At 60.4% G+C, this 23,410-nt stretch carries 13 protein-coding genes; 8 read left to right on the top strand and 5 right to left on the bottom strand.

The annotated features are described in order from the left end of the window. Window positions 1-76 precede the first annotated feature (76 nt). Window positions 77-4,960 (top strand): multicopper oxidase domain-containing protein, encoded by a 4,884-nt coding sequence (locus tag GDA65_10285; protein ID MBA5863079.1) that lies wholly within the window; start codon window positions 77-79, stop codon window positions 4,958-4,960. A gap of 197 nt (window positions 4,961-5,157) precedes the next feature. On the opposite strand, the gene GDA65_10280 is transcribed toward GDA65_10285, so the two are convergent. Beyond that, a complete protein-coding gene (locus GDA65_10280) occupies window positions 5,158-5,979 on the bottom strand; it encodes a thioredoxin domain-containing protein (protein ID MBA5863078.1) in 822 nt (273 codons plus the stop codon). A 25-nt stretch (window positions 5,980-6,004) separates the two neighbouring features. Beyond that, window positions 6,005-6,298 (bottom strand): hypothetical protein, encoded by a 294-nt coding sequence (locus GDA65_10275; protein ID MBA5863077.1) that lies wholly within the window; start codon window positions 6,296-6,298, stop codon window positions 6,005-6,007. Between the two features lie 351 nt (window positions 6,299-6,649). Between GDA65_10275 and GDA65_10270 the strand changes: the two genes are divergently transcribed. The 4 genes from GDA65_10270 (at window position 6,650) to GDA65_10255 (ending at window position 12,115) form a co-directional block, all read left to right on the top strand. Beyond that, window positions 6,650-7,870 carry an acetate/propionate family kinase gene (locus GDA65_10270; GenBank protein ID MBA5863076.1) on the top strand — a complete coding sequence of 407 codons (1,221 nt, stop codon included), beginning with the start codon at window positions 6,650-6,652 and terminating at the stop codon, window positions 7,868-7,870. A 64-nt stretch (window positions 7,871-7,934) separates the two neighbouring features. Beyond that, window positions 7,935-10,310, top strand: coding sequence for a phosphoketolase (locus GDA65_10265; protein ID MBA5863075.1), 2,376 nt, complete (start codon window positions 7,935-7,937; stop codon window positions 10,308-10,310). Window positions 10,311-10,313: 3 nt separating this feature from the next. Next, window positions 10,314-11,000 (top strand): HAD family hydrolase, encoded by a 687-nt coding sequence (locus tag GDA65_10260; protein MBA5863074.1) that lies wholly within the window; start codon window positions 10,314-10,316, stop codon window positions 10,998-11,000. A 53-nt stretch (window positions 11,001-11,053) separates the two neighbouring features. After that, entirely contained in the window at window positions 11,054-12,115 is a 1,062-nt protein-coding gene (locus GDA65_10255; GenBank protein MBA5863073.1) for a twin-arginine translocation signal domain-containing protein, read from the top strand. 328 nt (window positions 12,116-12,443) lie between these two features. Here GDA65_10255 and GDA65_10250 read toward each other — a convergent pair whose 3' ends face one another. The 3 genes from GDA65_10250 to GDA65_10240 form a co-directional block, all read right to left on the bottom strand. Then, the gene (locus GDA65_10250; GenBank protein ID MBA5863072.1) at window positions 12,444-13,952 is read right to left on the bottom strand and encodes a DUF3943 domain-containing protein; all 1,509 of its coding nucleotides are present in this window, start codon (window positions 13,950-13,952) and stop codon (window positions 12,444-12,446) included. Between the two features lie 111 nt (window positions 13,953-14,063). Beyond that, the gene (locus GDA65_10245; protein MBA5863071.1) at window positions 14,064-14,963 is read right to left on the bottom strand and encodes a transglycosylase SLT domain-containing protein; all 900 of its coding nucleotides are present in this window, start codon (window positions 14,961-14,963) and stop codon (window positions 14,064-14,066) included. Between the two features lie 113 nt (window positions 14,964-15,076). Next, window positions 15,077-16,372, bottom strand: a complete 1,296-nt coding sequence (locus tag GDA65_10240) for a hypothetical protein (protein MBA5863070.1) — start codon at window positions 16,370-16,372, stop codon at window positions 15,077-15,079. Window positions 16,373-17,176: 804 nt separating this feature from the next. Between GDA65_10240 and GDA65_10235 the strand changes: the two genes are divergently transcribed. The 3 genes from GDA65_10235 to GDA65_10225 all read left to right on the top strand — a co-directional run bounded on the left by GDA65_10235 (window position 17,177) and on the right by GDA65_10225 (window position 23,378). Then, complete coding sequence (locus GDA65_10235; GenBank protein ID MBA5863069.1) at window positions 17,177-19,159, top strand: DUF4071 domain-containing protein; 1,983 nt, start codon at window positions 17,177-17,179, stop codon at window positions 19,157-19,159. 58 nt (window positions 19,160-19,217) lie between these two features. Next, window positions 19,218-20,378, top strand: coding sequence for a patatin (locus GDA65_10230; protein ID MBA5863068.1), 1,161 nt, complete (start codon window positions 19,218-19,220; stop codon window positions 20,376-20,378). A 102-nt stretch (window positions 20,379-20,480) separates the two neighbouring features. Continuing rightward, window positions 20,481-23,378: a hypothetical protein gene (locus tag GDA65_10225; protein MBA5863067.1), complete on the top strand. Its 2,898-nt coding sequence runs from the start codon at window positions 20,481-20,483 to the stop codon at window positions 23,376-23,378. Window positions 23,379-23,410 lie beyond the last annotated feature (32 nt).

Raw genomic sequence — 23,410 nt, 5'->3', positions numbered from 1 at the left:
CACCGCGCGCGGCGATCATTCGATGGCAGAGGGTGAGGATGCGGAGGTTGTATGGTTTCAATAGGAGGTGGGTCTCATGAGATCGGTACGTAGCGGGCCTAGGAAACTCAGTCGTCGCAGGTCCCAAGCGGCCTGGAAGCTCCTGTTAGGGGTCATGCTTCCATCGGTCTGCGTCGGGGCGTTCCAAGTGGCTTCGGCAGCGCCCCCGGAAGTGCATACGGCTGTGCACAATCAGCCGGCATGGGCTGAGCAGTTGAAGGGCCAGACGATCATCGAGGATGCGCAGGAAGGTCATGTCGAGCGGACCGCGATGATGGAGCGTCAGCACCAGCGCATTATGGAGAAGATCAACGAGCAGTTGGCCCATGATGCCGAGGTGCAGCGCACAGGCGGCCAGTACAACAACGTCAACATGTTGCATCAGTACGGCGCCGGGAACCAGGATTTATTGTTGATGTCGAACAGCGCCGCTGAGCCGGTCTCGTCAAGGGGCGGGAAGTGTCCCCTGAGTGCGCCGGTCCGCAGCTACGACGTGTCGGCGATCAATGTGGAAATCACCTTGAACATGTGGCTCGATTTCTATCCGGGCTACATGTACACGCTGACCGAAAATATCGACAAGGTCCGTGCCGAAGAGGCCAAAAATAAAGAGGCCCGGGACAAGGATGGCTACGATCCGGGCGGCGTCATAAACGGGTTGCAGAACCAATTCATTCAGCCACTCGTTCTTCGCGGCAATCAGGGCGATTGCGTGAAGGTGACCCTCCGCAATCAGCTGGAGGGTGATGAGGAAGTCAGCCTGAACATCCATGGGTCCAGCATGGTCATGTCGGCTACGGGACAGCCGGCCACGACCACCAATCCCGACAGCATTGCCGCCAAGGGCAAGGTCGTGGAGATGGAATGGTATATCCCGCCCACTCAGCAGGAGGGCAGCCGCCAGTTCCATTCCTACAGCAATGATCGCGAGTTGACCGTGATGGGCCTCTTCGGATCTTTCGTGATCGAGCCGAAGGGGTCTGAATACCTCGAGCCGCTGGGCACCGGTGATCCTCAGCCGACCAAGAGCGGCTGGCAGGCGATCATCAAGAACGGCAGCGGCCCGGACTTCCGGGAATTCGTGTTGTTCTATCATGAAGTCGGCGACGAAGCCTTTCGTCCGCTAAACAAGAAGGGCGACTTCATCCCGCAGCGCGATCCGCTCACCGACGTGTATCGTCCCGTGGCTCGCGCGCTGAACTACCGGAGCGAGCCGTTTGGCGTGGACAATATGCAGACGCAGCACGAATACTTCGGCTTCGAGGATGAGTCGATGGCCTACAGCGCCTACACGTTCGGCGACCCGGCCACGACCATTCCACGCAGCTACCTCGGCGACCCGGCCAAGTTCCGGCTGGTGCACGGTGGCTCAGAAGTGTTCCACTCGCACCATCCGCACGGCGGAGCGATTCGTTGGCCGCGGAGCCCGCGAGCCATCGACGAAATGCCCTTGTGGCATGCGGCGAAGAACGGTCCCGTGAAATATCCCGTGATCCGGACGAAGTCCGACCGGGTCGACGTGGAAGTCATCGGGCCGTCCGAGACCATGGACCTGGAGACCGAGTGCGGCTCCGGTCTCTGTCAGCAGTTGGCCGGAGACTTCCTCTTCCACTGCCACGTGGCCCATCACTACATTGCGGGCATGTGGGGATACTGGCGCGTGTACAACACGATTCAGCAGGGTGCGAATCACAATGACGTGATGCCGGACCTGCTGGAGTTGCCGGACCGCAAGGGCCGCATCAAGGTGGGTGTCACGTCCGACGAGTTGATCGGCAAGACCGTCGATTGGTTCGGTAAGCAATTCAAGATCGTGGAGAAGGGCAAGACCGATTGGAAGGCCGATCCGGCCATCGTCACCATCAAGGACTGGGTCGATATGCAGTTCCCGCCGCAGGGTCTTCCGGGCCACAAGAAGGATGAGCGCGATCAGACCAGGTCCTATGACGCGACCGTGCTGAATTGGAACTGGCAGGGCAATCGCGCCATGACCGAGCCTGAGAATACGGTGCCGAATCCGCGGTATCAATCGACTCATCCGGGCGAGCGGCTGCCGATCGTGTTCGAGCCGTTGACCGGGAAGGTCTCCTGGCCGCACTTGAAGCCGCACTTCGGCCGCCGCGTGCCGTTCTCGAAGGGGCACAATCCGTCTCCCTGGCTGGAGATGATTCACCTCGATGAGGACGGCCAGCCGAGTTCCTATCCGGCCAAGCCGGGTGAGAACGGACGTTGGAGCCTGTGTCCGGAGAATGCCGGCTCGAAGAAATACAACGTGCACTTTATCCATACGCCGATGATGCTCGCCGACAAACAAGGCGACACGCCGGCCATCATGGATGAAGGCGGGTTGATCTATGTCTTGCATGAAGAGGAAGCAGCCATTCGGAAGAATAACGACCTGCGATTCCCGTTGGTCGTGCGGTCGAACATTTATGACTGCGTCGATTGGATGTTGACCAGCGAGTGGGATGACGATGACTTCGGGAATTTCCACGCCTCGAAGGTCAACACCCATTGGCACTTCCTGCAGTTCGACAACCAGTCGTCCGACGGCGTGATCACCGGGTTCTCGAACGAACAGTCGGTGCGCCCGTTCACCATGCTGGAAAAAAAGACAGACAAGGGATTGCCGTTGCCGTTGAACACGATCTTCACGAAGGCGGGGAAGAAGGGCGATCGGGTGATCACGCTCAAGAACGCCGCGCAATACCATCCGGGCATTGAGATCCTGATCGGCGCGGATAACGTCGGCGGGAACGAAGTCGGGCGGATCCAGTCGATCAAGGGCAACGAGATCACCCTCGTGCGGCCGTTGAAACACGATCATCCTGTGAAGGATATCGTGACGGTGGAATTTGTCCGGCAGCGTTTCTGGGTGGATTCCGATGTGGGCACGGTGTTCTGGCACGACCATGCGTTGGGCCGGATCACCTGGGGCCACGGTGGATTCGGGACGATGATCGTTGAGCCGGTCGGATCGACGTATCACAATCCGAAGACCGGAGCGCCGATCCGGAGCGGTCCGTTGGCCGACATCCGCACCGCCGAGCCTGTGGGCTACGGGGTGAACGGCAGCTTCCGTGAATTGCTGGTGCAGTTGAATGACAGTGTGCCGCACACGATCAACATAGTGACGGCGGGCAATCCTCCCGGCCAGCCGGTGGAAGTTGCCCTGGAAGCGGGGAAGACCATTTCATTCCCGATTCCTGACCATATCAAGATGACGCCGATGCCGTTCCTGAACGGCGGTACCCATACGACGGGCGGCAGTCTCAACTTCAGGGCGGAGCCGATCAGCGGACGCCTGAAGGCGAATCCGGATCCCTCGAAGCTCTTCAGCAGCACCGTGCACGGCGATCCGTACACCCCGATGGTGCGAGCCTACCTGGGTGACACGGTCGTGTTCCGGTTGCTGCAGACCATGACCAATGAAAGCATGGTCTGGACGCTGTCCGGTCATACCTATCTGACAGAGCGGTATGCCGGCGATGCGAACCGGAAGAATTCCATCCATGTCGGTATTGCAGAACGATACGACCTCGTCGTTCCGCAAGCCGGTGGACCGCGACTGCAGGCGGGCGACTACATCCATTTCAACGGTCGTTCGTCAAAATTCTCGGAAGGCGCCTGGGGTATCTTGCGCGTCCTCGATAAGGACGTGGCGGATCTGCAGAAGTTGCCTGCCGGGTATAGCGGCCGGAACGAAATTCCGAAGGCCCCGGCGGTGTGTCCTGCCGATGCGCCGGTGAAGAGTTTCAATGTGTCGGCGATCGATTTCCCGTCGATGAAGTTGAACCCGAAGGCCCCGGATTCCATCGAGGTCGATTTCGAGCGGACCATCCAGATGGTCAACCCCGAGGCCAAGATTTACGTCTTGGATGAGGATGTCGCGACGGTGGCATCCGGCCTCCAGCCGATGCCGCTGACGTTGCGCGCGAACGTCGGGGACTGTTTGAAGGTGAAGCTGAGCAATAAGATGAAGCAGGGCCGGGCGTCGTTCTCGGCGCTGGGCCTGGCGTTTGACCCGAAGGATTCCCTGGGCGCGAACGTCGGTCACAATCCTGGCGAGCAGACCGTCGCTCCGGGTGAGAGCCGCGTCTATACCTACTATGCCGATCCGTTCATTGGAGAGACCGCGTCCCTGGTGTGGGATTGGGGGAATGTCATGACCAATCCCCGCAACGGACTGTACGGCGGTATTGTGATCGGGCCCAAGGGGGCGACCTATCGCGATCCGAAGACCGGTGCGGATATTTCCACGAAGAACAGCTGGGTCGCCGATGTGATTGTGGATCGGACGATTCAGGGCTATGAACATCGCCAGAACTACCGCGATGTGGCCCTGTTCTTCCAAGACGAAGACAACATCATTGGGACGAGCTTCATGCCCTACGTGCAAAACACGGCGGGACTGACGGCCGTCAATTACCGTTCGGAGCCCTATAAATTCCGTGAATCGACCGGTTGTACTCTCGGCAGGGTGTTCCAGCCCTGTTCGGTGGACAAGCCGGAGAGCATCGCCACGCCGCTCATCGAAGCGCATGCGGGAGATCCCGTGCGCATCCATGTGTTCGGCGCGAGCAATGAGCAGAACGGCATGTTCAGTGTGGAGAAACATGAATGGCCGATTGAGCCCTTCATGCGCGGCGCCGACCAAATCAGCGTCGTGGAGTTCTCAGCGTCGGAAACGCTGGATGCCTTTATCCCTGCCGCAGGTGGAAGTTTCCGTCTGCCGGGTGATTATGTCTGGAGCAATCAGCGATTGCCCTATGCCCAATCGGGTCAATGGGGTCTGTTGAAGGTGTTGCCCACCGATGACCAGCGAATCCTCCCGTTGAGCCAGCAGGCGCCTTCGATCAAGCGGGCGGGGTCAGAGGCGGGAGATCCCATTGTCTCCCGCATGTCGAACCCCATCCAATAGGGTGAGGGCGGCGGCCTCTCTTCACGGGGGGCCGCCGTATGGATGCAGTGCCGGTCCTAATCACCAGACTGCGGGAGAGCCCACGGGGGCTCTCCCGCAGTTGTGTTTTTGCACAAATGGAATGTCGGAGTCCTGTGCCCACGGGCTGAGAGCATTGCGGCAGCCATGCTGTCGGGCCGTGCGTGAACGGTGGTCCGTTATCTCCCGCGTACCTGGGCCACCAGGCTCTGCAGCATCTTCAAATCCATGGCCCCTGGTACCAACTCGGTGCCGACGATAAACGCTGGGGTGCCGGTGATGCCGAGGGTCTTTGCGAGGCTGCGGTTGCGATCGATCACCGTTTGCCACTCCGGCCTGTTGATATCCGCCTCGAGCCGACTCACATCCAGGCCTACCGTCTGGGCAATCCGAAACAGGTGTTCTTTCGTGAGATCATCCTTCATTGCCAGCAGTGCCTCATGAAAAGCCTGGTGTTTCCCCTGTCGATGTGAGGCCAACGCGGCTTTGGCGGCCAGTTCGGACGTCTCGCCGAGAATCGGAAAGTCTTTATACACGACACGGATGCCGGTATCCCGTTGTTGTAGCTCGGTCAGCGCGGACGCCGCTCGTTTGCAATACCCGCAGCGATAATCGAAAAACTCCACGACGGTGATGTCACCAGTCCGGTTTCCGCTGATCGGGGAGTCCGGATCGTTGAGTAACTCCTGCTGGTGGGTGGCGATGGCGGCTTTCTGCCGTTGTTGCTCCTCGGCCGCCCGTGTGTTTTCCAATGCCTGCAAGGATTGTTCGATGACTTCAGGATGGGTACGGATGTAGCGTTCGATGATCTGTTCCAGGGCGAGTCCTGTGCCAGGGTCTCCCGTCGGTTCAGCAGGCCAGGCGTTTAAGGGAACAGAAGCCCACCATGAAGCGAAGGAAAACATCGTCAGAACGACCATGCGATTGGTGCCCGGTGTCATGCGGCCTCCCGTTGAGTCAGTGTGGAGCACGTCGTGGAACACGGTGCTGCAGGCGGGCATTATACAAGAATCGCGGGCGGCGAGGTCAGTTGGCGGGGTCTGTCGGCAGCTTGGCGATCTTGATCAACGTATGCTCGTCATTGAGTTCAAATGTGACATGGTCGCCAACGCTGAGGCCATGCAGCAGGCGAACGTCGCGAACGGGGAGGGCGCGTGATTCTCCCGTGGGAAGGAGAATGGTAAGCGTCAGGGCCTCCTGGTCGATGGATACAATCGTGCCGCCCAGCAGGGCAGACTCGGCGGGTGGGGCCGCAGCCACAAAGCACGCCGTGGTGCAGGGAAGGACGAGCAGGATGAACCGCAGTACCAGCAAAATCATCCGATACCATAACGCATACCCGATTCGCGCGGAACTAGCATTTCCCCTAAAGCGGCTCCGCGCAGTAGACCTAGCAGGATGCGGAAAAAGTCCACCAGCGGCGTTCTCGCCTCGTTCAGCGGCTCAACGTACGACACGAGTACGATTCGCCGCTTCACTCGCTGCGGCCTTGCTGGATGGCCTTGTTGCGCATCCTGCCGACTATCCTGATACCAACATGCCACGTGAGCTGATCGCGGCGTAGCGTGCAAAAAATGAGGTTTTCCGCAGCCTGCTAGAGCGGCGGTTGAGGGATTTTCCGGTTGCGCTGATCGTACGGGCGATTTATGGTGAGAGCAGAGAAAGGACGTCATGCCCCAAGCCGATCGTGAAGTCCCAGCCGTGCTGGTCGCGAACGCCGGATCGTCGAGCGTCAAATGGGCGTTGTTTCATGTGGGAGGTTCGCCCGTCCGGGCGGCAGCGGGGCGGATCGAGCGCATCGGGCTTCCGGACGGCATCGTGACGTTCACCGATGGCGAGACCGGGCAGGACCAACGGCGTGTCGCGCAGATCCCGAACCATGCGGCAGCCGTGCAGGTCCTCATTGATCAACTCGGGCAGAGCGGCCGGGGATTGTCACTACAAGCCATCGGCCATCGAGTCGTCCATGGAGGCAGCCGCTATACGAATCCGGAGGTGATCTCGAAGGCAGTGAGAGAAGAGTTGCATCGGCTCAGTCCCTACGATCCCGAGCATCTTCCGGCGGAACTCACCCTGATCGACGCCCTGGACATTCAATACCCGGCCATCCCGCAAGTCGCCTGTTTTGATACCGGATTCCATCAACATCTGCCGCCGGTCGCTCGTCTCATGGCGATTCCCCGCCGGTACGAAAAACAGGGCATCAGGCGATATGGATTTCATGGCCTGTCCTACGCCTACTTGTTAGAAGAGCTGGAACGGGTGGCCGGCCGTGAGGCCGCGCGCGGCAAGGTGATCCTGGCCCATTTGGGAAACGGGGCCAGTCTCGCCGCAGTGCGAGAGGGCGTGAGCATTGATACGACGATGGGTTTCACCCCGGCCTCCGGGCTGCCCATGAGCACGAGATCCGGCGACCTGGACCCTGGTCTGGTGTCCTACCTCGCTCAAACCGAGGGCATGACGGCGGATCAGTTTCATCATATGGTCCATGCGCAGTCGGGCCTGCTGGGATTATCCGAGCTCAGTTCCGACTTACGGGACTTGCTCGCGCAGGAAGGCCGCGATACGCGCGCCGCAGAGGCGGTAGCGGTATTTTGTTATCAGGGGAAAAAGTGGATCGGCGCCTACGCGGCGGCCCTCGGTGGCGTCGATCAGCTGGTCTTCAGCGGCGGCATCGGCGAACATTCATCCGTCGTGCGGGCGCGGATGTGTGACGGCCTGGCATTTCTCGGCATTGAGTTGGATCAGGCGCGCAACGAGGCCCATGACGCGGTCATCTCCCGGCCGGGCAGCCGGGTGACGGTGCGCGTGATCCAGACGGATGAAGAGCGCCACATCGCGCAATCGGTCTGTCGGCTATTGGCCCTGCCCGTCAACCGTGGAACGAAATGAACCCGTCGCGTCATCGTTTCGGCAGGAGGCGGCAAGGGACGCGTACATCTGAAAGAGGGACTTCATGAAAGAGACGACCCGTGCGAATCAGCCGCTGAGCCCCGAGATGCTTCAACGGATCCACGCCTACTGGCGAGCGGCCAATTATCTTTCCGTCGGGCAGATCTATTTGTATGCCAACCCGCTGCTCAAGCAGCCACTGAGGCGGGAACATATCAAGCCGCGCCTGCTTGGCCATTGGGGAACGACGCCGGGGTTGAATTTTATCTACGCCCATCTCAACCGCATCATCAAGGCGCAGGATCTCCCGGTGCTCTACGTCGCCGGACCTGGTCACGGCGGTCCCGGGCTGGTCGCGAATGTGTACCTCGAAGGGACCTACAGCGAAGTCTATCCAAACATCTCCCAGGATGAGGCGGGGCTGCAGCGTCTGTTCAAGCAGTTTTCTTTTCCCGGCGGCATTCCGAGCCATGTGGCGCCGGAAACCCCCGGCTCCATCCACGAGGGGGGGGAGTTGGGCTATTCTCTGGCCCATGCCTATGGGGCGGCCTTCGACCATCCTGAGCTGCTGGTGGCCTGTGTCATCGGCGACGGAGAAGCGGAAACCGGTCCGCTGGCGGGCAGTTGGCATGGCAATAAGTTTTTGAACCCCGTGCGGGACGGAGCCGTGCTGCCGATTTTGCATCTGAACGGCTACAAGATTGCCGGCCCGACCGTGCTCGCCCGCATGCCGCCGGATGAACTCGAATCGCTGCTGATCGGGTATGGCCATCAGCCGTTTTTTGTCGAAGGCGATGATCCTGAAACCATGCATCAATTGATGGCCTCCACGCTGGACGAAATCGTGGTTATGATCCGGCGCATACAACACGATGCGCGCACGAAGGGATTCACGACGCGGCCGCGCTGGCCCATGATCGTGTTGCGCTCGCCGAAGGGCTGGACCGGCCCGAAAGAGGTGGACGGCAAGTTGACGGAAGGAACCTTCCGTTCCCACCAGGTGCCGATGGCCGAGATGGATAAGCCCGGGCATGTCGAGTTGTTGGAGGGCTGGCTGAAGAGTTACAAGCCCGAAGAACTGTTTGACGACGCAGGGAGACTTGTGCCCGAGCTTGCTTCGCTGGCGCCGGCCGGTGAGCGGCGCATGGGCGCCATTGCCTGCGCGAATGGCGGCAGCCTCCTGCGCGATTTGCACATGCCTGATTTCCGTCAGTACGCCGTGCCGGTGGTCAAACCGGGGGGAGACATAGCCGAAGCCACGAGGGTGCAGGGCCTGTTTCTTCGCGATGTGTTGAAAACGAATACACACAACTTCCGGGTCTTCGGGCCGGACGAGACGGCATCCAACCGGTGGGGCGCCGTGTTCGAAGTCACCGACCGGTGTTCGACGGAGGAAGTGCTCCCGACCGACGAACATGTGGCCCATGACGGACGCGTCATGGAGATCTTAAGCGAGCACCTCTGTCAGGGCTGGCTCGAAGGGTATCTGCTGACCGGACGTCACGGGTTCATGAACTGCTACGAGGCGTTTATTCACATCGTCGATTCCATGTTCAACCAGCATGCCAAGTGGTTGAAGGCCTCGCGCGAGATTGCCTGGCGGCGGCCGATTGCCTCGCTCAATTATCTGCTGACATCCCACGTGTGGCGGCAAGACCACAACGGGTTCAGCCACCAGGACCCCGGGTTCATCGACCATGTGGTCAATAAGAAGGCGGAAGTGATTCGCGTGTACCTGCCGCCCGATGCCAACACGCTGTTGTCGGTGACCGATCACTGCCTGCGCAGCCGCAACTACGTGAATGTAGTCATCGCGGGCAAACAACCGGCGCCGCAATGGCTCGACATGGAGTCCGCCATCCTCCATTGCACCGCCGGCATCGGCATCTGGGAATGGGCCAGTAACGACCGCGGCAGCGAACCCGATGTCGTGATGGCCTGTTGCGGCGATGTGCCAACCATGGAGACCTTGGCGGCGGTGGAAATTCTGCGCGTGGCTCAACCCGATTTAAAGGTGCGTGTCATCAATGTGGTCGATCTCATGAAGCTGCAGCCGGCGAGTGAGCATCCGCACGGGATGTCCGACAAGGAGTTCGACGCGTTGTTCACCACTGATAAGCCGATCATGTTTGCCTTTCACGGGTATCCCTGGTTAATCCACCGCCTGACGTATCGTCGGACGAATCATCACAACTTGCACGTGCGAGGCTACAAAGAAGAAGGCACGACGACGACGCCATTTGATATGGTCGTTCTCAATGACCTGGACCGGTTCCATCTCGTGGCCGACGTCGTGGACCGCGTCCCGCAACTCGGCGCGCGGGCTGCGTATCTCAAGCAGGAGATGCGGGATAAACGCATGCAACACAAGCAATACGTCAAGCTCCATGGCACCGACATGCCCGAGATCAGCACCTGGAAGTGGAGCGGAAAGCGATAAGACATGGCAGATCCTACAGTGGTCGCGTTGTTCGATGTCGATAATACCTTGGTAGACAACGACCGGATTACGACCGACCTCACGCAACACCTGGATGAAGAAATCGGCGCCAGGGGAGAGCGGCAGTACTGGGCGATTTTTGAAGAATTGCGGGAAACGCTGGGCTATGTGGATTATCTGGGCGCGCTGCAGCGCTATCGCCAGGAGTATCCCCGCGATCCCCATCTGTTGACCCTTTCCCGCTTTCTGCTGAATTATCCCTTTGCCGAGCGGGTGTTTCCGCAGGCCCATGACGTGATTCGCCAGATGTCGCAGTGGGCGCAGGCCGTGATCCTTTCCGATGGTGATGTGGTGTTCCAGCCGCGCAAGATCGACCGCTCAGGCCTCTTTGAAGCCGTCGAGGGGCATGTCCTCGTCTATATTCACAAAGAGCGAGAACTGGACGACGTCGAGCAGCGGTATCCCGCCGATCACTATGTGTTGATCGATGACAAGTTGCGTATTCTCACGGCCGTGAAGGCGTATTGGGGCCGGCGGGTGACGACGGTCTTTCCTCGCCAGGGGCATTATGCAAATGATCCCGAGGTGATACGGACATTTCCTGCCGCCGATCTGAGCATCGATCGCATTGGCGACTTGCTCACCTTCGATCGGGGTTCGCTTGTCGCCGCTGCCAGGGCCCGCACATGATGAGGTATCAAAAATTTGTCGCCGCGAATTCACCCTCACCAGGCAGGTGATCCATGACACCAAAAATCCCCGTGAACAGAATCTGGTCCCTCCCGCTCGATCGCCGGCAGCTCTTGAAAGGACTGAGTGTCGCCGGATCGCTTATGGCGCTCGGGGGGCCGGGGCGTGTGGTCGAAGCGCTTGCGGCAGACGTTCCCGTCACGGGCAACTCATCTGGCGAGCTCCCCCGGCGCGCGTTGGGAAAAACCGGCTTGCAGGTGTCGGTCCTCTGTTTCGGCGGCGCGCATTGGGGCCGCATCCCGGATGATGGGGAAGCCATTCGCTTGGTACACGCGGCCATCGATGCGGGGATGAATTTTTTCGACAATGCCTGGGAGTACAACGGCGGGCGATCCGAAGAGCTGATGGGCAAGGCGCTGCAGGGAAAACGGCAGCAGGTGGCGCTCATGACGAAGGTCTGCTCGCATGGGCGCGACAAGAAGGTGGCGCTTCAGCAGCTGGACGACTCGCTCCGCCGATTAAAAACCGATTATCTCGATCTCTGGCAGATCCACGAAGTGGTCTACGATGACGATCCCGATCGGCACTTTGCCCCGAACGGCGGAGCGGAAGCCTTGTTGGAGGCGAAGCGGCAGGGAAAGGTGCGGTTTATCGGATTCACCGGGCACAAACATCCCGGTATCCATCTCAAGATGCTGTCGCGCGACTTTCCGTTCGACACGTGCCAGATGCCGTTGAACGTCTTCGACGGGACCTATCGCAGTTTCGAGCGGGAGGTGCTGCCGGTGCTGAACCAACGCGGGATCGCCCCGTTGGGGATGAAGAGTCTGACCGGCAATGCCGAGCCGATCAAGCAGGGCATTGTCCGGCCCGAGGAAGCGATCCGGTATGTGCTGAGTTTGCCGATCGCCTCGTTAGTGAGCGGGATCGACTCGCCGCAGGTCCTGAAACAGAATCTCGACATCGCGCGCCGCTTCACGCCCATGACTGTGGCTGAAATGGAAGGCCTGCGCGCCAGAGTAGCCATGTTCGCAATGGACGGGCGGTACGAACTGTTCAAATCCACGAATCGCTACGACGGGCGCATCGGCCGCGAACAGCACGGCATCTCGTAGCAGGCTGTTGAGAAAGGCCGCCCGCGGCGTTCTCGGTCGCACGCCTCCTTGCGACGTACAGATGGGTAAAACAGAACTACTTGTGGGTGTATCCGTTCGCCAAGAGTATCTGTGAGGGCGAACGGGTCAAACAAAGTTTGGTATGTACCTCCTCAGTCAGCGTGCTTCCTGCGGCCTTGCTGGACGGCCTTTCTGAACAGCCTGCGTGGTATTCAGGTTGTTGCTGTACTCGTAGGGCTACTCCAACAGGATGCCGTCACAAATCTCTTCGCTCACGCCGGCGGCGTTCCCGGTCGCAGATCTGGAGAGGCGCGTCATCGTTCGCCTCTCAACGCCACTCGACTGCGCCGAAGCCGGAATCACCTAAGATGACATACATCAGGCTGACGGCGGAGACCGTCTGGTTGCGGAATTCTACGCTCGGATACTGGGCATCCCGGTGGGAGACGGTGTAGCGAAGCGCCACGCCGTGCCGGTCGAAGACCCGAAGCGTAAGGGAAGACTCCGCGCGGATGATATTTTCCTGCCCGTGCCGTTCGGGCGAGAGAAAGTCACTGACATAATATTCCCGTCCCGTGATGTCCAACATGGCGCGATTGGCATAAATGAGCCGGAGCGCGATCAAGGCCTGCGGCGTCGTCCCGTAGTGGTAATCCCGTGCTTCCGTGCGCTGGATGCTTCCGGCTGCCCCATAGCCTGCCCCGCCCAGCAGCGTGCCTTGCAGCGCAAGCTGGTCCGACAACCATGACTGCCACACGGTTCCCAGCGAGAGAGCGGTGCTGGAGACCCGGAATACCTGCGGCGAAATATAATCGTAGCTCCCGAAAAGCCCCCAGATTCCACGGGTCGTGTCGCCGGATGCGTAACTTCGACCTGCGAGCAATCCGCGCGTGGTGATGGTCTCCAGCGTATTGGCCGTGGCCGCGGAGACATGAAAATCGAAATAGTCGAAGGGGCGTGCGTAGCCGTAGCCTTCCTTGCCGGGAAGTCCGTAGGTCAACGTGAATTCCCCCACCGCGCCGTGCTGACTCACGTTCGACGAGACGTTGTGGCTGCTCGAGGTCAGCGTGCCTCCGCCGGCCAGACGGATGAACGTGGCGGGGCGATGGCTCGGATAGACGGCGTCGAAGCGATCACCGAACATCAACCGATTGAATCCGGTGGGCGGCGAAATGATGGCGGCGCCGAGTTCGCGCCAGAAACCGGGGCGGCCATCGTCGGTTTCGAGGAGCAGATTTGCCATCCTGAATAGGGGCTCACCCAGGAATGTTCCGCCGATGGGCGTCGCAATCATGTCATTGATCGAAGGATTCGTTTTTTCGCCGCCGATTTCCCAGAGGAAACTCCCGGCGACGCTATACAGCGACGATTCCCAGAAGTTCAGCCCCGATGAGCGGGCCAGTCCATGGTAGACGCTGCCGCTGTAGGGATGCAGGAACTGGTTGACGGAAAACTGATCGTTGTCGAGCACCCATTTTGAATCGGTGAGGTGCTGCCGAATGGTGGCGCCGGTCGTACGGTACTCTTCCATCGGTTCTGTGAAGTGCCGGTCGAATTGGTTCAGCAGAAAGAGATACGTGAGAATCTCCGCGGCCGGAATCAGATAACTACGGCCCGCTCCCGTCTCCCAATTGAGCGTTGAGGAACGGTCTGACTGTTGTGCCGAAGCCTCTGCCGGATCGGCGTGATTCACCGGCCCGATCAGGTTGCGTTCGCCGGTTTCCTCGGCTGACTGAGGGGCCTCATCCCGAGTTAGGCCCGTGCCCGGCAACATCAAGACCAGCGCCGATATCAACGGGAGGATTCGGACAACCTGACTGTGGCGCAGGAACGACATGATGCCGTGCGAGACCTTTCACCCTGAGTTGAGCCCATCGGTCTGCGCCGGGGTACTCGGGGAACCCCTAGCTCCTCACGGATCATGGTTGGTCAGGCGGATGGGTTCGTTTCAGCGGGGCTTCACCAGTCGTTGGAGGCTGCCGCCGGTAGCAAGGCGCGCGAACTGCAGCTTCAACGCGTTCACCCTGGCGAGGTAACTGGCGGCATGGTGATCGCCGCATTTCTGGTGGGGACTGAGGCGGAACCCGCGAACGGCGAAGGCGTGCCCGGCGCCCGCACCGCAGAGGTGGATCAGCGCGGCGAGGTCTTGCTTCTGCTGCCTGCTGACGGAGGCGCTTCGCCGGGAACCGGTCACCATGGCGACCTGGCGATCGAGCAGGGCCGCAGTCAGCTCGATGGCATGGCTCGGCAGAACGCGGGTGTAGAGGCTGTTGAACCAGCAGGTACGAACATCGTTCCACGGGCCGTCCTCGACCACCATATGGTTCTGGATGCAATAGCGTTTCGCGTCGTGAAATGTGCCGTCGGTCAACTGAAACATTCCCACCGCGCTTGAGGCCGGCCGATACCAGTCGAACGGATTCCAGGAGAATCGCCAGCGCCAATAGGTTCGTGCCACAGGGTTTCCCGCTCCTTCCACTTGAGCCAGCGCCGCGAGAAGCTCCGGCGTGATGATCGCCGTCGAATGTTCGCGGAAGAGCGAGCCGTATTCCCGCCACGTCGCCGCAGGGTTCTTGTCCAGCGCCTCTTCCAGGGGAAACAACACTTCGGCCGGTTTGTTGATCGCGTGATAGGTCCAGTTCAGGGTCAACCAGAGAGAGACGAGGAGAATGACGCCGATGAGAAGGCGCGGGAGCGGATGGGTGGTTCCCAGCGCGCGCAGGAACGCCCGAAGATCGCGCCAGCGGCGGCCGGCAAATCGCCAGAGTGCGGAGAGCGTGAGCCGGCGGGGGGAGCGACTTCTGCGGCGGGGCGAGGTTCCGGCACGATGAGTCACTCTAGTCGCCATAGCTTCACTATACCCGAAATGGATGCGCGAGCCGCGTAGTTATGATCGAGGATAGGTGGCGATCGCTTGTCGATTGGCGCCTCAGCGCAGAGAGCTGTGGCTGCCGGATGGCGCTACCGCCCGTGGTGGCCGCCACCGCTGTGAGAATGACCGCCTCCACTATGCCCGCCGTGGCTGCCGGATGATCGCGGCGTCATGCTGACCGACGGGCTATGCTGCGGAATTGATGGAAGATTCTGAATGTTCGGCGGACTGGGGCGCCAGAAATGGTTGGGGTGGACCTGATATGGCGGCGGCTGCGGAACGGATTGGCGCGCGACCGGAGGAATCGATCGTGGTGTGGGGATGACGACCACGTCGCCCACCTTGGCCTGCTGGCCCTGGCTGTTGAGGAGTAGTGGGGCCTGATGCTGGTGCATTTGAGGCGGAGGTGGAACCAACAGCGAAGGGCGCGGTGGCGCAGAGGCCGGCGATTGTGCCGGGGGAGTGTGGTTGTTGTACGCCGTGATCGCCCGTTGCGCCAACGGGAGATGGCGATGATGCGGGGAGAGGCGCTGCGCCTGGAGCAACAGGCCGTTGATGCCCGCCGCTCCGAACCAGGGAGAGGAGGCGAAGCCCAACGTAGGATAGGTCCAACTCGTCCAGGCCTGTGACAGGAGCGCGTTGGCCTGCAACTGGTCGAGCATGTCCTGACGTTGATCCTGGTAGAGCTGGACGTTGCTTGGAGTAGAAGCTGCGGCCAGCGCGCGATTGGTGGCATCGACCTGTTCTTGTAATCGATCGGTCTCGGTCCGGAGCGCGAGCAGTTCCTGACGGGCCTGGTCGTTTTCCCGAAGCGCGGCAATCGCCTGCATCACGTCATGCGGGTCGATCTCCGCTGTCAGATCCACGCGAATGATGAGCTGGTCCTGTTCCAGCCTCGTCGTGACCGTCTGATCGATCACCTTCACAATTCCGGCGGTGAAGCTGCGGATCTCATCGCGCGTGACGGTGAAATCCCGCACCGCGGTGATGCGTTCGACAGAGGTCGCGACCTGTTCCAGCGCGTCCTGCTTCGCGGCTTCTGTCGCCAGGCGAACCGCATCGGCGCGACTGTCGTGATCACCCATGCGGTATTCGCCGCTGGCGGTGATCGTGCGCGTATCGGCCGAGCGCATCTGAGGATCGGCTGCCGGAGCAGGTGGTGGTGTGTTCCGCGCTACCTGCTGGTCGAGGTCCTGCTGCGTGAGTTGGTCGCGGTACTTTTCCGGGACTGATTCGAGTTCATTGGTGAAGGTCGGGACACCCTCGTCAGTGGTGTAACTGTAGATGGTGGTGGCTGCGAGGGTCGGGGAAGTCAGCACTGCGGAACCGGAGAACCAGAAGGAGAGAATCGCGGCGGACGTCAGCAACCTGCGTGAGAGGCACATGGTGAAACCTCCCGTGTCTTGACCAGGTCAGGATAACACAGGGCGCTAAGCCAAAACCGCTGGGGCTAGCCTATATATGTTGAGGAAACGAGGGGCGAGTTTGTCGTGTAGGCGTGTGGGACGGGTCGCCACCGCAGCCGATGCTCTGGTTAGGTGTTGTCCCGGAAGGATTGCTAATGCCGGGAGCACACAAAGCTATTGTTCTGAGACTTCCCAATCAGGAAATCGGTTGGAGTCCGGTCGTGTAAGCCTCACGGAACCGTTCTAAGCCATGCGCACCATCATTTACCAACCGATGTGCGGCTGCGAGATCTTCTCCCAAGAGTGCTTCCTTGATCGGCCGCTCCTTAAAATCCCGTTCACGCTGAGGACAGTATTGTTCCGTCCACCCCACCATTTTTTAAGGGTTGCCGTAGAATGGCGAACCGCTCATAGCCATGTTCGGTCGTCAGTTGCTTCATGAGATAGCCGTTTTCCCACTCGTTTGCCGAAACCGTCACCCGAATCCTGTGTGTATGAAATGGAACCATTTTTATTGGCCCGTAGATATGTTTATCTATGCCGGTCGTTACTCGCGACATGCTGTTGACAGCGAGTTTGATTGGCAGTAGCCTCCCTCGCGGCGCTCACGGGAGTGGTACCTAGGCAAGTAATTCAAGCAGGCAACTTCTACTGGGTTGGACGAGGTGTTTGAACTGTTCATCAATCGGGAATGCGCCTTGAACCCGTGGTTCCCACAGATCGCCACACCACGTTGTGGCTCATGTTCGGTACTGCCTCGGGCAACTGTTTGAGAGGTCTTTCGTGAAACCGCACACCTTTGTTGCGATGCCCTTTGGTGTGAAACAGGATAGCCAAGGAAATGAGATCGATTTTAATCGAGTCTATCGTGAGCTGATCAAGCCTGCATTGGAGGCGGCGGGGCTGGAGGTCTTCCGAGCGGATGAGGAGCAGCGGGCAGGAGGCATCTTGCCCGACATGTTTCAGGAATTGTTGGTGGCTGACCTTGTGGTCGCTGATCTGACCATCGACAATCCCAACGTCTGGTACGAACTTGGAGTTCGACATGCGCTTCGTGCTCGTGGGGTGGTGCTTATCTGCGGAGGGCGGGTAACGACGGCCTTCGATCTCTACACGGATCGTAAACTGCGCTACTCGATCAAGGATCGTGGGCCGGACCTCTCGACCATCGAACAGGAGAAGGCGAGTCTCACCGCCATGGTCAAGGCCACCATGGAGTCATGGCATGGCCGCAAGGTCAGTCCCGTCTACCACCTGATGCCGCATCTACGAGAGCCGGACTGGAAGTCGCTTCGCATCGGCACCGTCCGGGAATTCTGGGCGCAACATGAGGCGTGGGAGTCACGCCTGACGCTGGCGAGAAAAGCCGGCCATATGGGAGATGTCTTGGTGTTGGCGGAGGAAGCGCCCATCGCGGCATTTCGAGCAGAGGCCTGGATCAAAGCGGGCGAGGCGTTGCGCAAGGCCGAACACTTCAATCTGGGTTTGGAACAACTGGACAAGGGGCTTGCCATCGAGCCGGATAATCTCCGCGGCTTGCGGGAGAAAGGGATCTGTCTTCAGCGGTTGGCGTTGGCGGAAAAGCCGGGTCATTCGTTGGGCCGCACACGGGAGCACTATCGCACGGTGCTGGACTCTTTCCCGAACGACTCTGAAACCTGGGCCTTGCTGGGCCGCGTGGATAAAGATGCGTGGGTGGCGTCCTGGCGTCAGGCCTCGCGCTCTCCGGCCCAGATGCGGGATGACGCAGCCTATGAGGATGCCCTGCTGCGAGCGGCGATCGAGAGCTATGCCACCGGATATCGCCGCAATCCTGCACGCTATTATCCCGGCATCAACGCGTTGACGCTGATGCATGTGTATACGTATCTCACCAAGGATTTGCGATATGAGAAAGAGATGTCCTCCATGACTGGGGCGGTACGCTTTGCCGCTGAGTGCGAGTCTGATAACTCGCAAGCATTCTGGTCCAAGGCGACGCTTGGTGATCTGGAAGTCTTGGTAGGGACCGCAGAGACGGTTCGGGCGGCTTACAAAGAGGCCATCGCAAAGAATGACCAGGACTGGTTTGATTTGAACTCCTGCCGTGCGCAGCTGCAACTCCTCCATGATCTGGGCTTCCACCTGGAAACCGTCGATGCTGGGCTGGCGACGTTCAATCGTGCAGTGGAAAATCTCAAGAAGCCAGAAAGCCGCTGGCAGCCGCGGAAGGTGTTTCTCTTTAGCGGACATATGGTCGATGCGCCTGACCGACAGCCGCCGCGCTTCCCTGACAAACCAGAAACGTTGACAGCCGCTGCGCGAAGGATTGCCGATGCCTTGGCAAACCTCGATGCCGGCCCGGATGACCTCGCGCTCACACAAGGCGCTTGCGGCGGCGATTTGTTGTTCACTGAAGCCTGTCAGGAGCGGGGCGTGGACGTCCAGTGGCTGCAGCCCTTTCCTGAGCCGGAATTTATCGAAAAGTCAGTGGTATCCAGAGGTGAGAGCTGGCGCGCCAGCTATCTGGCGGCGAAAGCCAAGCTCACCAGAGCTATCCGTTCGGCTCCGGAAGCACTTGGCCCTCCGCCGAAAGGCACCGATCCCTATCAACGGTGCAATCTGTGGCTTCTCTATACGGCGTTGTCGTATGGCATTGCCAACGTTCAGTTCATGTGCGTGTGGAATGGTGAGGGCGGCGACGGCCCCGGCGGCACCGCGCACATGTATGAGGAAGTGAAGCGCCGAACCGGCCACGTCACGTGGATCGACAGCCGAACGTTGTAGGAGCCGATTCGATGAGGCAACTCTATTCCCATCACACCCACGTGTAGCCGGAGGCAAAATGAGCACGCACCTAAACGCACGCATGGCGGCTAAAGGGCCCAAGAAAATCTTGGCGCTTGATGGCGGCGGCATTCGCGGCATGATGACGGTCGAAATCTTGGCAGCCATTGAGGGGCTCTTGCGTGACAAGCAGCCGCCGACGACACGGGACGCGTTTGTCTTGGCCGATTATTTTGACTTTGTTGCAGGCACCAGCACCGGTGCCATTTTGGCGGCCTGCATTGCCATGGGTATGTCGACCAGCAAGATCCGAGAGTTTTACCTGCAGAGCGGGGCCGATATGTTCGACAAGGCGTCGCTCCTCAAGAAATGGAAATACCAGTACAACGATGGAGGCCTCGCCAACAAACTCAAGCAGGAACTCGGAGCCGACACCACGTTGGGCAGCGACAGATTGCGGACCATCTTGATGATGGTCATGCGTAATGCCTCGACCGACTCCCATTGGCCCATCTGGAACAATCCCAAAGCGAAGTTCAATCGGCGGGTGCGCGAGGATGGCTCACCACGGAATGACTGCAATCTCGATATTCCGTTGTGGCAATTGGTGCGGGCCAGCACTGCGGCTCCCACCTTCTTTCCGCCGGAGGTCGTCACGTTTGCTCAGGGAACGCCGGATGAATATCGGTTCATCTTTGTCGACGGAGGCATCACCACCTACAACAATCCTGCGTTTCAAGCCTTCATCATGGCCACCACCGAGCCCTATCAGGTCAACTGGCCCACCGGGGAAGACAAGATGTTGCTCGTGTCGATCGGGACCGGTACCAATCCCAATGCGAATAAGGATCTCGGCCCAGACGAGATGAATCTCATGTATCACGCCACCTCGGTGCCGTCGGCGCTCATGTTTGCTGCGCTCAATGAACAGGATCTTCTCTGTCGCGTCTTCGGAAAATGTCTGGCCGGGGATCCACTGGATCGTGAAGTGGGAGATCTCATCGGCAAGCAGGGACCGGTGTCCCCCAAGCTGTTCACCTACCTGCGCTACAACGCGGAATTGAGCGAGAAGGGCCTCGCTGCACTGGGATTGAGCCAGATCAAACCGGAAGAGGTTCAGCAGCTGGACTCAACGGACCACATCGATAGTTTGCAGAAAATCGGCCTGGCCGTCGCGACACACAAAGTGTCGGCAGAACATTTCGCAGGGTTCGTGTGAACGGTGTTGGAGAGAATTTTGAGAGGGCAATCTGAGTGGACTGAAGTGCTGCGCGGCTGCTGATCGAGCAAACGAGGGGAGATCGCGCAAGTGACGAGGAGCATGACCATGAACCGAGGCTGGTGGAGGTGGAGCGGTATCGCCATCTTGCTTGGGCTCTGCCTGGTGGCCTTGACCCGGGCGGCCGAGCCGCCCACGGAGCCGTTGCTGCGACTCGAAACCGGCATGCATACGGCGCCGATTAAACGCATCGCCACCGACCGGGAGGGCCGCTGGGTGGTCACCGCGTCGGAGGACAAAACGGCACGGGTGTGGGAGGTGGCGAGCGGGCGCCTCGTTCAAGTTTGGCGCCCCCCGCAAGGGGACGGCAACGAAGGGAAACTCTATGCGGTGGCCATGACGCCGGACGGGACGACCATGGCGCTGGGAGGATGGACCCAGTTCCATGATGGTCAGAACACCCTCGCACCAGATGGGTTCTCGATTTACCTCGTCGATCGTGAGAGCGGCCGCCTGCTGCGCCGCATCGCCGGCTTGCCCAGTGTGGTGAACCACCTGGGCTATTCCTCCGATGGCCGTTGGCTCGTCGCGAGTCTTGGCGACGCCGGCGTCCGCCTCTTTGAGGCAGCCAGCGGGGCCGAGGCTGGCCGCGATGCCGACTACGGGGCAGACTCCTACAGCGCCCGCTTCCGGGCCGACAGCCGGCGCCTCGTGACCACCAGCTGGGATGGTCAGATTCGTCTCTATACGGTGGAGGCCGGCCGCCTGCAGCTTCTGAAATCGGCCAAGCTGACCGGCGGCGCGCGTCCGTTTTCTGCCAGCTTCTCCCCCGATGGCCGTTCCCTCGCGGTGGGATTTGACGATAGCACGATTGTGCAGGTGCTCGATGCCGAGACCTTGGCGGAGGTGGCCCGTCCGGCAACCACCGGCATCAACAATGGCCGCCTGAATAGCGTGGCCTGGAGCGCCGACGGCCGGTTCCTGTTTGCGAGTGGAACCTGGGATGTAGGGGGTAAATCCCCCGTCCGTAGCTGGACGGTAGGCCAGTGGACGGAGTTCAAGGACGTCCCCTTAGCGAACGATACCGTGCTAGACCTCGCGCCGCTGCCGGACGGCGGGCTGCTCTTTGCGGCCGCAGATCCGACTTGGGGGGTGCTGAGCCGCGAGGGCTGGGTGGACCGCCGCCAGGACAGTGTGCTGGCGGATTTTCGGGGACATGGTAATGAACTGCGCCTGTCTGCCGACGGCCGCCGCGTGCGATTTGGCTATGAGCATGGGGGCAGAGAGGCCGCGACCTTCGATTTCTCCAGTCGCAGCCTGGGAGCGGATGATCCGAGTCTCCTCGCCGTCCGCATCGAGGCCCCGGGCCTCACGATCGAGGACTGGAAGAACACCAGGACTCCCCGCCTGAATGGCCAGGCCGTGGAACTCAAGCCCTACGAAACGTCGCGCAGCTTCGCCATCGCCGCCGACGTCCAGCATTTCGTCCTGGGTGCCGATTGGAGTCTCCGGTTCTATGACCGCACCGGCCAGGAACGCTGGCAGATCCCAGTGCCCGGCGTGGCCTGGGCGGTGAACCTCAGCGCCAATGGCCGTTACGTGGTGGCGGGGTATGGCGACGGGACGATCCGCTGGCATCGGGCTACTGACGGCAAGGAACTTCTGGCGCTCTTTCCCCATAACGACCGCCAACGCTGGATCGCCTGGACGCCCGAAGGCTACTTCGATGCGAGCCCCGGCGCGGAGGACCTGATCGGCTACCACCTCAACCGGGGCCGCGACCAGGCGGGTGACTTCGTGCCGGTACGCCAACTCTGGGAGACCTTTTATCAGCCGGGCCTCATCGCCCACCGGTTGGATGCCGATGGGGACCAGCGGGTCGCCGAGATGGTGCGGCAGCGTGGCGACATTCGGCAGCTGCTCACCGTGGCGCCGCCGGTGCTGGAATTGCTCTCTCCGGCGACGGGGGAGAGTGACGGGACGTATCGGGTCAAACTCCGGATCACCCACCTGGGGCAGGGCACGGGGCGGGTGGTGCTGCGGGTCGACGGGCAGGAATTAGCAGGGCGCTACCAGGCGCCGGCACTCACGCCGGGCGGGGTAGTGGAGTTGCCGTTGGAATTGGCCGAAGGGACGCGCGAGGTGACGGCGGAGTTGATCGATGGCCGGGGCATCGGGTCGAAGCCGGTCACGGCGCGCATCCAGGTGCGGGGGCAAGCGAACGCCGAACCGGCGACGCTCCATGTCCTCGCGGTGGGCGTGACGAATTACCGGGATGGCGATCTGCGTCGTGGTGTGGCCTTTGCCGCGAGTGATGCTGTGGCTATTGCCGGGCGATTGAAGGAACGCGGTGCGCTCTTGCCGACGTTCCATGAAAGAGTGGTCACGAAGACGCTGGTGGATCAGCAGGTGACCGTGGAGCAGATCGATGCGACGCTGAAGATGATGGCGGCAAAGGCACGACCGGAGGATGTGTTTGTGCTGTTCATGGCCGGCCACGGCACGACTCTGGACGACGAATACTACTTCATGCCGTGGGACTTGGACTATGAGAACGATGCGGCGTTGCGTCGCCAGGCCATCAGCCAGACACGCTTGCGTGAGTGGCAAAGCCGGCTGCCAGCCCGTTCGCTGTTTCTGTTGGATACCTGCCGTGCAGGGACCGTGCTGCAGCTTGCCTCTCGCGCCGGGGAGGACAAGAATGCCCTCGCGAAGATGATCCGTCTCAGCCAACGCAATGTGATCGTCGCCACGAGCGCCGACCGGATCGCCCTAGAAGGCCACGAAGGGCATGGGGTGTTCTCCTGGGCCGTGCTCGACGCGTTGCTTCACGCCGACTACGATGACAACGGCCGTGTGGACGTCACCGACATCGCCACCCATGTGCGCAAGCATGTTCCGGCCATTACTGAGCAGAAGTTCAAACACCGGCAAGTGCCGATGCAAGATACTCCCGGCGAGCCCTTTGCTGTTGCGGTTCCGGAGCCACTCAAGAAATAGATCGGTTGCTCTGCGTATCTGTGCCTTGACGC

The sequence above is a fragment of the Nitrospira sp. CR1.1 genome (genome assembly GCA_014055465.1).
GTDB lineage: Bacteria > Nitrospirota > Nitrospiria > Nitrospirales > Nitrospiraceae > Nitrospira_A.
This window is presented reverse-complemented; position numbering and strand designations above follow the sequence as displayed.